This is a genomic window from Gallibacterium genomosp. 2, assembly GCF_000771895.1.
GTDB lineage: Bacteria > Pseudomonadota > Gammaproteobacteria > Enterobacterales > Pasteurellaceae > Gallibacterium.
Map to the genome: position 1 here is coordinate 1 of NZ_JPXY01000041.1, position 12495 is coordinate 12495.

The following is a 12495-nucleotide window of genomic DNA, read 5'->3' on the forward strand; positions in this document are numbered from 1 at the left end:
CCCCCCCCCCCCCCCGCCCCGAAGAAAGCAATTGTTGGTGCAAGGTTTTGATGAGCGATTTACTTAAAGGGTAGCCCTCTTTCATCGCACGTTGGGCATTTTTTAAGGCGCGTTGATACAGCACGGTTTCGATGATGTCAGAACGCACTTCGCTGGGCATTTCATTTTCGGCAAAATCCGCCTCATACTGCAAAATCTCATCCAGTGTACTGATCGTTCCTTCCATTCGCGATGAAATAATGGCTTCTTGATTACGCAAGGGGGCAAGCAAAATCTCACTGTTGTGCAGATTTTTGAGCATTTGGTCGTAGCGAGCCAGTGCATCGGTAGCACTGAGCAGGCTTGCCATTAGGCGGTTATAGTCCAAGGTCTGGGGTGGAAATCGATCATAGTGATAATCCACTGCTTTTGAAAAATCCAAGGTGTTGAGCATTTTGTTACTCAAAAATAGGTGAAAATGATTAATAAAGTCTATTATCACTCATTTATGCGTAACAAGCAAGTTTGCCAACCATATTTTGATAATTTTGATTAACAAAAAACCTTATTCATCACGGATGAATAACAAAACTGCTTGTTACTCATTTTGAGTACTTTTTGATTTACAAAATAATTAAGCGATCCATTGTTGGTTAATCTCATTGAGCAGGGCGTAAAAATCTTGGTCGTTGGCAGCGATTTCGCTTAATACATCATAGACTTGCCCTAAGCCGCCGTGTTGGTTAAAAGGGGTGAGTTCAAAGTCGTTTTCTGCGATGGCAAAGGAGGTGATGAGGTGATCTCGTATCATCGTCAGCCATTGCATTTGTTCTTCAGTGAGTGGTTTACCAGCTCGGCGGTTGTGTTCAAATGTCCATTTTTGGAAGTTTTTGCGTACGGTTTTGGCAAATGGCGTAATGATTTCATCAATGCCTACCACACGGCGAATCAGGCTCACTAAGGCGGTGAGTTCGTTTTCAGGCTGGTCGTTCACTTTGTCCAAGCGGGCATAGGCTTGCCAAATGTGGCTAACGGCAAGGTGGGGCTTGGCTTGTTTAATGGTGTTTGCCAGCTCTTTGATCATCGCGAGGCTTAAGGCTTGGCGTTGATAAGGCTGGCTGTAAAAAATTTGCAATGCGGTGATTTCGTCTTTGTGTTCGGCAATCCAGTCGGCAAAATGCTGGGTGAGGGCTTGGTCGTTTTCCGCCCAGCCAACGTGGGTGATTTCATCGAGTTCGTGGTCTATTTTTTGTTCGTTTTGCTTGCGGATTTCATCTAAGGCGGTGATGAGTTCCATTGAAAGCGGTTGGGTGGCGGTTTTTACCCGTTGTTTTTGGATATGCAAAATGGTTTTTTCAGACGGCGTGCCGTCAGCAGAAATGCCTTCTTGTTCACAGGCTGCCTGATGAATTTCATCGGCATTAATGGCGTGAAAGAGGTCTTTCACCAGTTGCGATAATGGCACGCCGTTTGTGATTTTGCTGATCTGTTGCTGTTGTTCTTCGTCAAGTTGTTTATTGATTCGAGCAAGGCGTGCGGCCAGTGAGCTAATGCTATCGCTGTCAAATGCACCGCCAAAAACTACCGCTCTTCCTAAATCAGCAAAACTCACCGTGCGTTTGGTGTCGAGTGGTTGGCTGGCGGTTTTCAGCGATTTGGTGACACCAATGGCATCAACAATCACATAATGGGTTTTGGCTGAAGGAGCGGAAGGGCTGACTTTTTGTAAGCCTTCTTTATCCAGCGTGCGTGTGCCTCGTCCTTTCATTTGCTCAAAATAATTGCGGCTTTTCACATCTCGCATAAATAGCAGGCATTCCAAGGGGCGAACGTCTGTACCAGTGGCGATCATATCGACGGTAACGGCAATGCGTGGGTTGGGGCTGTAGCGAAAATTGGACAAAATCGTTTTTGGCTCTTCGCCTTTTTCAATGATGTTGCCTTGTTCGTCTAAGGTATCCTCTTTGGCGCGATAAGTGATTTTTTTGCAAAACTCGTTCCCTTGCCCAAATTCTTCTCGCACCATTTTGATGATGTCATCCGCGTGGCTGTCGTTTTTGGCGAAAATCAGGGTTTTTGGCACTTCTTGACGGTTGGGGAACATCACCGGTAAATGGTCGCGAAAGGTGCGGATAATGGTGCGGATTTGGCTAGGGTTAACAATATCCCGATCCAGCTGTTTGGCACTATAAGCCTCATCGCTGTCTTGCTGTTGCCAGCGTTTGCGGCGTGTGGTGCGTTCACGGTGTTCCACCAATTCTTCTGCTTTGAATTTGCCGCCTTCGGTGCTGATTTTGGTATTAATCAAATACACTTCATTACCCACGTTGACACCATCGGCAACGGCTTGCTCATGGCTGTATTCACTCACCACATTTTGATTGAAAAAGCCAAAGGTTCGGTTATCGGGCGTGGCTGTTAAGCCAATGAGATAGGCATCGAAATAGTCCAACACTTGCCGCCATAGGTTATAAATGGAGCGGTGGCATTCATCAATAAAGATAAAATCAAAAAATTCAGGTGGTAAATCGGCTTGATAGGCTACGGGCAAGGGTTCTTTTAAACGGTGTTCCCATTCTTCCAGATCGGTGCTGTCTTCGGGAATGTTGAGTTCTTCGCCTTTGAGCAAGGAATACATTCGCTGAATGGTGCAAATACAAATTTCCACGCCTTTTGGAATGTGCGGCGATTTGATTACTTGGGTGTGATAGAGTTCGGTGAATTTGCGGTTGTCGTCAGGCGGTGTGAATACCAGCATTTCTTGCTCGGCTTGCTCGCCTAGATTAACGGTGTCCACCAAAAACAAAATCCGCCGTTTGCCCGTGTATTTGAGCAGGCGATACATAATGCTAATGGCGGTGTAGGTTTTGCCCGCCCCTGTTGCCATTTGAATTAAGGCGCGGGGTAAATCTTTTGCCAATGAGGCTTGCATATTTTCAATAGCTGTGAGCTGACAATCACGCAAGCCCAATTCAGCAGCGGGCAAATGCTCGGGGTTGAGCGGCGGTATGGCTTTGAGCTTGGCACGCAGGGTGTTTTTGCCCTCACTTGCCCATTTTTGCAAGGTTTCGGGGCGGTGAAAGTGAAAAACTTCTCTGGCTCGCGGTTGAGGGTCATTGCGGTTGGTAAAACGGGTAATCACGCCCGTGCTTTCGTATAAAAACGCAATTTCCGCTTGGGGAATGTGTTTGAGCTGGCTATGGGCATAGCGTGCGGTTTGTTCTTCCACCGTGTTGAGTTTATGCCCAAACTGTTCTTCTTTGGCTTCAATAATGGCAACAGGCTCTCTATCTACAAACAGCAAATAATCCACCGGCCCCGTATCGGTTGGGTACTCACGCACCGCCACGCCTAAGCTGCTATTGGGGTTGAATTGTTGTACCGATTGCACCGCCCAGCTTGCTTGTTGTAATTTTTGGTCAATCAAATCACGGGCTTGCTGTTCGGGGTGTTGGTTGTGCTTTGCTTGTTCTGCCATCCGTCTTTCCCAGATAATCTTTTGAATTTATTTATAAAAAACCATTAGATGAACCTTTGAATTATATTTAATCCCGTGATGCGATGCAATTCTTTAATCCCTCACGCCAAATAATCATAATAAAGCCTTTGTGAATTTGATGATTAAAAAAGGATGAAAAACCACCTCACTTTTTTATGCCATTCTCCCCAAATTATTGAATTTTATTCACAACCTTATCCAATAAAACCCCACTAATCATCGCTGTGCAAAAACCTTATACTAACCGCCTCAAGCCTATTGATTTATCAGGAAAAAATAATGAAATCGACATTTAAACACACACTCATTCTTTCCGCCGTGTTGACATTCGCTACCCATGCCGTTGCCAGCCCGATCAGCATTGAAAAGCAAGGCAGTTTTACGGTGGGTGGGCGTTATGTTACCCACGAGGGGCAGTTTAGCCAACGGGATTTTCTCTCTCCCAACGGGCAGCGCGCCTATGGCGATTTTGCCTATGTGAACTATCAAATTCCCGTGAATGCGAAAAAATATCCGCTGATTTTCCAGCACGGCGGTGCACAATCCAAACGCACTTGGGAAAGCACGGTAGACGGTCGAGAGGGCTTCAACACCTTGTTTTTACGCAAAGGCTATTCGGTGTATTTGCTGGATCAACCACGCAGTGGCGAAGCCAACCTCTCCACCCAAGCCCTCGACCCTGCCACCCCTTGGGCGAGCAACCCGATGTATGGCGACAAAACCTTTTATATCCTCTCCCGCATTGGACATTTTGACGCACAAGGCAAGCCCGTGCCAAATGCCCAGTTTCCAGAGGGCGAAGCCAACTATCAGGCTTTCCAACAAAGCTGGTCGGTCGGCTCAGGGCCTTTAGATAATGATTTAAACGCCGATGTTCTCGCCAAACTCGTCAATCAAACCGATGGCGCAGTGTTGGTAACCCACTCAATGGGCGGCACAATCGGCTGGCGTGCCGCCATTCGCAGCGACAAAGTCAAAGCCATTATCGCCTATGAACCAGGCGGCACGCCGTTTATCTTCCCCGAAACGGAAATGCCCAAGCACACCCAAGCCCGCTTTGAACACTTATCCGCCACCGCAATGGGCGTACCAATGCGCGACTTTTTAAAACTCACCCAAATCCCCATCGTGCTGTATTACGGCGATTACATCAAACTCGGCTCAAACAACGTGGGCGAAGACAAATGGGGCACAGAAATGGCAATGGCACAACAATTTGTCGATATCATCAACCGCCACGGCGGCGATGCCACGCTGGTACACTTGCCAAGCATCGGCATTAAAGGCAACTCCCATTTCCTAATGGGCGAAAAAAACAACCAACAACTCGCCGACCTCGCCGCACAATGGCTGAAAACGAAAGGCTTAGATCGCTAAGGTGAAAAGTGCGGTGAAAAACGACCGCACTTTTTTACCCATCATAACAAAAAGAAATTTTTAACAATTTAAGGAGTATTTAAATGAAACCAACAGGCTTCCCCCTTACTTTACTTTCAGCGGTGTTATTCAGCACTGCGTCATTTAGCTACGCTGCCGATCCTGTGCAAGCAGGGGCTGGCATTGCGGTGGTGCAGACCCAAGCGGGCGAGTTGCAAGGCTATGTGCAAGACGGCATTTACACTTACAAAGGCGTGCCTTACGCCCGTGCTGAACGCTTTATGCCGCCGCACGCCGTTACTTGGCAAGGCACAAAACTCGCCCTCACCTATGGCGATGTCTGCCCACAAGTGCCGATGGGCGGACGTTCGTTCTTCTTCACCGGCCCCGAAATGCACGAAAGCGAGCAATGCCAAAACCTCAATATTTGGACACCCTCGCTTTCAGACGGCAATAAACGAGCGGTGATGGTGTGGATTCACGGCGGCGGTTTTCAATCGGGTGCGTCCAACGATTTAGATAGCTATGACGGCGAAAACCTCGCACGCACAGGCGATGTGGTTGTGGTTTCAGTCAATCACCGCCTCAACGCAATGGGGCATTTGGATCTCTCCGCTTACGGCGAAGCCTATAAACACTCTGCCAATCTCGGCATTCAAGATTTAGTCGCCGCCTTGCAATGGGTGAAACAAAACATCGCCCAGTTCGGCGGAGATCCTGACAACATCACCATTTTTGGCGAAAGCGGCGGCGGGGCGAAAGTCCTCACCCTAATGGCAACCCCTGCGGCGAAAGGCTTGTTCCCAAAAGCCATTGTGGAAAGCGGAGCGGTGGAACGAATGGGTATGACCCTCACCGATCCGCAAATCGGTCAGCAAGTGGCAGCGGAAACCCTCGCTATTTTGGGCGTAAACCAAAACGATCTGAGCAAACTGCAACAATTTAGCCCAGAACAAATCAACCAAGCTGCCAGCCAAGCGATGAAAAAAATCGCCGAGCAACGCAAAATCCCAGCCATTCGTGGCAACGGCTATGGGCTTTCTTGGTCGCCAACAATGGACAGCGACTATATCCCAACGCAACCTGTGGGTGAAAGATACCCCGACATCGCCAAAGATATTCCACTCCTCATCGGCTCAAATTTATAGTCGTTTGATTTCAAAATAATACTGCGTTACTTCGCCTTGCCGTACTATTTGTACTGTCTGCGGCTCGTTGCCTTGTCTTATTTTGAACTTAAACGACTATAATTGAGTAAAGCTTCCCCTAGCAACTGAACCTTGCGGAAAGCGAAAAAAGCAATCGCTTTACTTGGAGCGAAGCAGAAGTGCAACAACGGCTGAATGCCAAATATGGCGACAAAACCGCCGCCGTGATCGCCGCCTTCAAACAAGCCTACCCACAACGCCGCCTCGCCGACGCGCTGTATGTGGACAGCTTCTTACGCGCCCCAGCCCTAAAAACCGCCAGCCTCAAAGCCGACCAAGGCGGTGCGCCTGTGTATCAATACCTCTTCACTTGGGACACACCCGTGTTTAACAGCGTGCCAATGAGCTACCACACCGCTGAAATTTCCTTTTTTTCAATAACATAGATCGAATAAAACAAGCCACAGGCGGCGGAGCAGCCGCCCACGCCCTAGCCGCCAAAATGAGCCGTGCGTGGACAAACTTCGCCAAAACAGGCAACCCCAACGCCGCAGGCTTACCCCAATGGCAGCCCTACACCCGCGAAAACGGCAACGTGATGATTTTCGACAACCAACCCGAAGTCAAACAACATCACGACAAAGCCCTAATGCACCTACTCGCCCCGAATATGAAGTATTAACCGAATGGTTATTGCTGTTTGGGAAAAAGGGAATAGCGTAAAGTGCGGTGAGATTGGGGCGTGTTTTTATCACTAAATTGATTTCACTTTTATAAAAGTCCTTAAAGTTACTCATTTTTGAGCAGTTTAGCCAATTTAAGGCTTGTTTTGAGTGGGGGAATAAAAAGAAAGCAGTAGGGGTTTCTGAATTGCTGCAATCGCAAAATCCCCCAAAAATCCCACCGCTCTTTCACTCTCCTCCTTTCAACAAACGGTCAAAATCGCTTTCAAAATGCTGGTCTTGAATAACACGATATTTTTCAAACTCGCTTAAAGCGTGGGCGCTGGCGATTTCGGCGGTAACTTTGCCGGCGTCTTGCAACACGGCTCGGTCGGTGGCGTCTAAAAAGCGATTGAGCCTTGTTTCCCAATCTTGCATTGTCATCGGAATTTGGCGTAATGCCATATCTTCCGCCATATCCAAATAAGCGGACACCAGCCGTTGCAGTTGAGCTAATTCATTGTCGGATAAATAATTTTTCGCCACCACCACATCAAAAGGATAAATTTTGCCCTGTGGTGCGTCTTTCCAAGTGGTCAAGCCCATATTCGGCTTGCTGGCGTTTGCTCGCTCTACAATCAATTCTGCGGCAGTATGACCGTGAATTGCCCAATGCAATTTGTTTTGCACGGTGGCAAAAAAGCGTTTAGTCGCTGTGGAGGTGCGGTCGTAATCAATGGAAGTCGCATAAATATCGGTGATTTTTTGGTAAAACTTGCGTTCTGACAGGCGAATTTCTCGGATACGGGCAAGTTGTTCTTCAAAATACTTTTTGCCTAAACGGGTGCCGTCATTTTTCAACCGCTCATCGTCCATCGCAAAACCTTTGATGGTGTAGGTTTGAATAATCTCAGTCGCCCATTTGCGAAACTGTACCGCTCGCTCGGAATTGACTTTATAGCCCACGGCAATAATCGCTGAAAGATTGTAGTGTTTGGTCTGGTAATTTTTACCGTCATCGGCAGTTATCCAAAAATTTTGGATAACTGAATTTTCAGATAACTCATTGTCATTAAAGATTTTTTTAAGATGATAGCTGATTGTTCTTACATCAACATCATAAAGCTGTGCCATCATTTTTTGGCTCAGCCAAACATTTTCGTCCGCATAAATGGCATTAACTTGGCTCTCGCCTGTGGCGGTCATAAAGGTGAGATATTCCGCCACTGAAGAAACAATTTCCGATTTGGTCATACAAACTCCTTAACTGAAATTCTATTTAGTCTAATGCCATTTGCAATGCTGGCAAGGGAAAAAGGGCATTTTTTCTATGTAGATCGCAAAAAAAGGTGAAAATCCGACCGCACTTTGATCGTGGTGTGTTTTGCGTTCTCTTAACAAGCGAGGTCTATTTTAACCGCTGGCGTAAACTTGCCTTAAGAATAGACGAAACGTATTTAAAAAACGATGCGAAAAAAGTACCGCACTTTTATGTTTTAATCCAAAAGTGCGGTGTTTTTTTGGGTAATTTTTTGCTATGTCGCCCCGCTACACAATTTTTGCACTAGGTAAATTCGAGTGCTGTTTATTTGAGCAAGAAAAATAATCGTCTTCAACCGCCTCAAGCTAACGCCTTCTTTTTTCTAAAGAATAATCCCCAGATCGCCCCTCTTGTGGCGTAAGCTGTGGCAATTAAAATGGTGAAAAAATCAAAATAAAAAATTCCTTGAGATTCACCATAGCTGAAGTAGGCGAAATCCACTTGTAGCAATAGATAAGGCAATAAATCCCGCTGTAGGAAGATCAACACGCCATAGGCGGCGATGATGAGCCAGCAAGCGGGAATGAGCTTGCGGGTAAGCCAGTGATCGAGGTCTAGGCGGTAAACATTCGCCAGTAAATTGGCGATGATTTTCCAATGTAAGCCGAGATGAACGCCGATCATTATTTGCAGCCAGTGGGTGCTGGTCATATGGACTTTTCGTATTAGATCGCTGGTGGAATGGAACGGCATCTCCGCCAGCAGGTGTTTAGACAACATTATGCCGCTGATACAGGCGGTGAAAAATAATAAAAATAATGCTGTATTGCAACAGGCTATAAGGGGTAGGGTTGGCTGAAAACAGCGTTTTGAGCTACCAAGTATTCAATGCGAGATGAAAAATAATCAGGGCAAAAAAGGCGATGCCAAGCTATTCGTGTGTGCTTTCGTCATACAAATGATAGCCAAATAATGACAGCAATACCGCCGTCATTACCAAATCTTGTGCAAGCTGGAAAAGCGTTTTCTTTTTCATTAACAATCCGGTAGTGTGAAGGGCGAGCCATAACGCCATTTTGTCAATGAGCAATAGGGGGCTCGCGGTTTTCTTGTATTTAGTCGTTTGATTTCAAAACAATACGGCATTACATCGCCTTGCTGTACTGTCTGCGGCTCGTTGCCTTGTCTTATTTTGAACTTAAACGACTTTAATTTTTCGTGTAACCATTTTGCTGTAAAAAGGTAGCTAAGCGTTTTTCCACTTCAGGCTCTGCGCTAACGGTTTTATGTAGGTAGGCTTCAAAGCCTGCTTTCACGTTGGCTTGCGGCTGAAGCTGTTGGATTTGTCTGTCCGTTCCGCCTAAGCGACTACCGCCGTGTCCCACAACTGGCACGATCTCTTTTCCGCTAAAATCCACTTGTTCCAGTAAGGAATAAAGCGGCATCGGCATTTGATACCACCAAATCGGATAAACCAAGAAGACCCTATCTACCTCCGCTAAATTCGGCAGGGCTTTCAAGGCCGGCTTGATATTTTTGCGTTGCTCGGTTTGGGCAAAGTCTAACAATGGCTGATGTGTTGTTGGATAGGCTTGCACCGTTTCCAAATGGAATAATTCACCGCCAGTGTTTTTTTGAATTTCCTTCGCCAAATATTCATTTGCCCCAAGCATTTCGCCATCTTTCACCAACTTACTCGCTCCCGAAACGCCATCAACCAGCTGATCTTGGGTGTAACTTTCGGGCTGAGAGAAATAGATAATCAAATTCTTGGCTTGCAACGGCATCGCCATCACCGCTGATAACATTAAGCTAAAAAAGGTTTTTTTGGAAAATATCATTGTTTCGTCCTCGTTATTATTGAGGAACGCATTATAAGAAAAAGCCAAGTAAAGAATTAGTGGGCAAAAACAAAATAGGCTTGTGAATAATTTTCAACAATATAAGGAAAGTGCGGTGTTTTTTTACGCTGTTTTTATGCCATCTGCCTCCTATTTTCAATCAGCCCCTCCGCCTTTCACCTTCATTTCAATACCGAATCAAAAACATTTCCTCATTCTTTTTCAGACGACATTAGGCTTCACGGCTCATCTGATTATTGAATATTATTCAACACCCTATCTCATATTCTTCGCTAATCAAAGTAAGTCCATTCTGGTATCCTATCTCACATCATTTATAGTCGTTTCAGTTCAAAATAAGGCAAGGCTTTGATCCGCAGACAGTACTGATAGTACGGCAAGGCGAGGTAACGCCGTATTATTTTGAAATCAAACGATGACACATTCATCCTTGATAAGGAAAAATTATGCAATCCATTCGTCAAAAACTCACCGCCTTGGCGGCGGTTTCTTTGCTGGCTGGTCAAACCTTTGCCAGCCCGATCACCATTGAAAAGCAAGGCAGTTTTGCTGTGGGCGGTACGGTGAAAACCAGTGCAGGACAATACACGCCCGTACCTGAGGCGATTAAGGGCAAAAGCAGCAATCCGTTTTGGGACGTGTATAAGGCTTCTATCGCCGCAGGTGGGCAAACCTTGCACGGCGATCACGCCAGTGTGTTTTACCAAATCCCTGTGAATGCCAAGCCTTATCCGCTGGTGTTTTTGCACGGTTATGGGCAGTCAGCACGTACGTGGCAAACTACGCCAGACGGCCGTGAGGGCTTCGACACGATTTTTTTACGCAAAGGCTATCCGATTTATTTGATCGACCAACCAAGACGCGGGCAAGCAGGGCAAAGCACGGTTGCCGCCAACTTGCCAGCCGTGCCTGACGATCAATTTTGGTATGCCCAGTTCCGTATCGGCGTTTATCCGAATATGAATAAAGGCGTGGCGTTCCCGAAAGATGCCGCCAGCCAAGACCAATTTTTCCGCCAAATGACACCCGATACAGGGGCGTTTGATGTGGGCGTGATCACCGATAGTATGGTGAAATTGTTCGACAAAACGGGGCAAGGCGTGTTCGTTACCCACTCCGCTGGTGGCGTGATTGGCTGGACAACCGCCATGCAAAGCGACAAGGTGAAAGGCATCATTGCCATTGAACCGGGTTCGTTCCCATTCCCAGAAGGCGAAGTGCCGCCCGCACAAACCAGTCAATTCGGCGATGTTGCACCGATGACGGTCAGCAAAGCCCAATTTGAACGCCTCACCAAGCTGCCGATTGTGATTTATTTTGGCGATTTTATCCCCGACCATTTAGACGGCACGCAAGGCGGCGAGCAGTGGTATGCCCGTTTGCAACTGGCGAAGCAGTGGGCAAAGGTGGTGAACCAACACGGTGGCAAGGTGAGCGTGGTGGAATTGCCGAAAGTGGGCATTCACGGCAACACCCATTTTTTAATGTCGGACACCAATAATCAGCAAGTGGCAGAACATTTGGCGGAGTGGCTAAAAGAAAATGGATTGGATAAGTAAGGGGTAATTTAATGTCGTCTAGTGCTTAGGCGACATTATCGATCTTGTTCAAGGCTTTCGCCAAGCCGTATGCCTGCGTCAAATCGCCCTGTGATTGTTGAATTTTACTCAAGAGTAAAGCAAATGATTAGGGGAAGGCAAAGTGATTTGGCTGGTGTTATCCATAAATTTCGTGGCTTTATTGGTGGTAAGTTATTTGATAATCCTCACGTCTGATATGGATAATGTGGAATTTAGCGAGTTAAATAAAAGAGAATGCCGTCTGAAAATTCAGACGGCACTAAAATACAATAATTAAACTTTATCTTCCGCAGGATCCACTTTATACCAATGTTCAGAATTGCGTAAGCATTCCAAAGCAGGAATTGCTTTTGTAACTTTCTTTCCTGTCCATTCAATAGGTTTGCTATAGTATCTCATTTTACCACCGCATTGTGGGCAAGGATCTGTCTTAATTTTTTCTAAAATCAATTCTTGTCCTTTTCCACTGATAGCATAATTAAAAGCTAAGGGATACCTTAATTGTTTTTTAACAATATTTCGTAACATTAATACCACTGACAATAGAGCAATTAGAATAATTAAAGGTATTATGAAATAATTATTTCCTATATTTTTATAATCAGAACTTAATAACATTTTTATAGGCTCAATAATACTCTTATAGAGAGGAAATAATGAGAATAATCCCATTATAGTACCTGCCCAATTTAAAATAGCTAAAGTTATCTTACTTCTCCATATTGGCTCAGGCTGATAACTGGCGGTTGTAAACTCTTTATTTTCAGAATTTATATTGTATACATCCCCCTGTACGATTTGAGTAGTAGAATGAAAGTTTGCATTTTTAAAATTATTTTTTTGTCCCATATAAAAACCCTCTTATTTAAGTAAAAGTTGATCTTACACTGCAGTTTCACCTAGTTTTTTTAGTCCGTTACTATGCAGGGTATTGCCAGCCTACGATACTAAATTTGAGAAAAGTTTAGATAAATAGCACACTTTTATCAACGAAAAACCAACCTCACCGTACACTTTTTCAAAGGAAAAAATGTGAAACAACTACATTTTTTCAAACGAAAACCCACCATGCCATCTACCCCCCCCCCAATTCTTGAATTCCATTCCCCACCCTATTGACCATTCCC

General features: G+C 45.7%; 9 protein-coding genes and 2 pseudogenes. 4 read left to right on the plus strand and 7 right to left on the minus strand.

Annotated features, from left to right (window positions below; genetic code table 11):
* Both P375_RS08685 and P375_RS08690 read right to left on the minus strand, forming a co-directional pair.
* A partial coding sequence (locus tag P375_RS08685; protein ID WP_280643128.1) for a Fic/DOC family N-terminal domain-containing protein occupies positions 1-445 on the minus strand: 445 nt, incomplete at its 3' end.
* Positions 446-613: 168 nt separating this feature from the next.
* On the minus strand, positions 614-3457 hold the full coding sequence (locus P375_RS08690) for a DEAD/DEAH box helicase family protein (protein WP_039136155.1): 2844 nt from the start codon (positions 3455-3457) through the stop codon (positions 614-616).
* A gap of 300 nt (positions 3458-3757) precedes the next feature.
* Between P375_RS08690 and P375_RS08695 the strand changes: the two genes are divergently transcribed.
* The 3 genes and pseudogenes from P375_RS08695 to P375_RS12805 form a co-directional block, all read left to right on the plus strand.
* Positions 3758-4855 (plus strand): alpha/beta hydrolase, encoded by a 1098-nt coding sequence (locus P375_RS08695; RefSeq protein WP_039136157.1) that lies wholly within the window; start codon positions 3758-3760, stop codon positions 4853-4855.
* An 83-nt stretch (positions 4856-4938) separates the two neighbouring features.
* Positions 4939-6000: pseudogene (locus P375_RS08700) on the plus strand (carboxylesterase family protein); the annotation flags it as partial.
* A 149-nt stretch (positions 6001-6149) separates the two neighbouring features.
* Positions 6150-6685, plus strand: a pseudogene (locus P375_RS12805) (carboxylesterase family protein); the annotation flags it as partial.
* Positions 6686-6914: 229 nt separating this feature from the next.
* Here P375_RS12805 and P375_RS08710 read toward each other — a convergent pair.
* The 4 genes from P375_RS08710 to P375_RS08720 all read right to left on the minus strand — a co-directional run bounded on the left by P375_RS08710 (position 6915) and on the right by P375_RS08720 (position 9815).
* Entirely contained in the window at positions 6915-7919 is a 1005-nt protein-coding gene (locus P375_RS08710) for a virulence RhuM family protein (protein ID WP_039136159.1), read from the minus strand.
* Between the two features lie 367 nt (positions 7920-8286).
* The gene (locus P375_RS13015; RefSeq protein ID WP_245176444.1) at positions 8287-8706 is read right to left on the minus strand and encodes a hypothetical protein; all 420 of its coding nucleotides are present in this window, start codon (positions 8704-8706) and stop codon (positions 8287-8289) included.
* A 151-nt stretch (positions 8707-8857) separates the two neighbouring features.
* Positions 8858-9001, minus strand: coding sequence for a hypothetical protein (locus P375_RS13020; RefSeq protein WP_245176445.1), 144 nt, complete (start codon positions 8999-9001; stop codon positions 8858-8860).
* 133 nt (positions 9002-9134) lie between these two features.
* Positions 9135-9815 (minus strand): flavodoxin, encoded by a 681-nt coding sequence (locus P375_RS08720; RefSeq protein ID WP_280643129.1) that lies wholly within the window; start codon positions 9813-9815, stop codon positions 9135-9137.
* Between the two features lie 419 nt (positions 9816-10234).
* Between P375_RS08720 and P375_RS08725 the strand changes: the two genes are divergently transcribed.
* Positions 10235-11347, plus strand: coding sequence for an alpha/beta hydrolase (locus P375_RS08725; RefSeq protein ID WP_039136163.1), 1113 nt, complete (start codon positions 10235-10237; stop codon positions 11345-11347).
* A gap of 294 nt (positions 11348-11641) precedes the next feature.
* Here the strand turns inward: P375_RS08725 and P375_RS08730 are convergent, their stop codons facing one another.
* Complete coding sequence (locus P375_RS08730; protein WP_039136165.1) at positions 11642-12217, minus strand: hypothetical protein; 576 nt, start codon at positions 12215-12217, stop codon at positions 11642-11644.
* Between the last annotated feature and the right edge of the window lie 278 nt (positions 12218-12495).